Here is a 1068-nt window from a genome sequence, read left to right as displayed (position 1 = left end):
CAAGGGCTGGTTTTAAAATAAGTTTCTTCGCTAGCTTAAGTCCCAATGCCTCGATTTCTGAGCGTCGAAACACAGTATACATCAGTATGAGAGCATAGGAGTACAGGAAATCGGGGCATTGGGACCAAGATAGTAGAAATGTAAACAGGCCCTGTTGCAGTATGTGTCCATTTATTCCATACTTAGACACCGAAAAAGCCACTTGGATTTATTATGCAAAAATGGTCGCCAACTTCCTGGCTCCAGCGCTCGTATTTGCAAGCTGCAAACTATGCTGATGAAACACAGCTAAAAAAGGCTGTGGATCAATTGAGTCTGCTGCCACCACTGGTTACCAGTAGTGAAGTAAAACAGTTAAAAAGAGAGATTGCCCGCGCGGGACGCGGTGAAGCCTTTATTCTTCAAGGCGGTGATTGTGCTGAATCATTTAATGATTGTCGCTCAGGTATTATCAGCAATAAATTGAAAATCATGCTGCAAATGAGTTTGATCTTATTGCATGGTCTACGCAAACCCATTATTCGCGTTGGCCGCATTGCTGGGCAATACGCCAAACCACGTTCGTCTGATTTTGAAACTATTGATGGGATTACTTTACCCAGTTATCGCGGTGACTTGGTTAATTCGCCAGAGTTTACTCCAGAAGCCAGAGAACCTAATCCTAATTTATTGCTTCAGGCATACAGTTATTCAGGCATCACCCTGAATTTTATTCGTGCTTTATTGGATAGTGGTTTCGCAGATTTGAGTCATCCTCAACGTTGGGATTTAAGTTTTGTAGAACATTCTCAACAAAAAGAAGAATATAAAACATTAGTTAATTCAATTAGCGATGCTTTAGATTTTCTGGAAACTATTGATGGTATTCAATCCAGTAATTTATCGAAGGTTGATTTTTATACCTCTCATGAAGCACTTCATCTGCATTATGAGCAAGCCCTGACTCGGCAATTGGAAGATGGCTTGTGGTATAACTTATCCACGCATCTCCCTTGGATTGGTATGAGAACCGCTCAAGCAGACAGTGCTCATTTAGAATTCTTACGCGGTGTGCAAAATCCTTTAGGC

Annotated in this window: 1 protein-coding gene; it reads left to right on the top strand. The window is 41.4% G+C overall.

The window, feature by feature from the left end; genetic code table 11:
* Window positions 1-213: 213 nt before the first annotated feature.
* On the top strand, window positions 214-1068 hold an 855-nt coding region (locus ACQY7T_RS13600; protein ID WP_428414066.1), incomplete at its 3' end, for a 3-deoxy-7-phosphoheptulonate synthase.

The organism is Legionella sp., from assembly GCF_965140895.1.
In the GTDB taxonomy this organism is placed as follows: Bacteria; Pseudomonadota; Gammaproteobacteria; order Legionellales; family Legionellaceae; genus Legionella.
Note: the sequence above shows the minus strand (reverse complement) of the source record. Positions and strands in the feature narration are given on the sequence as shown.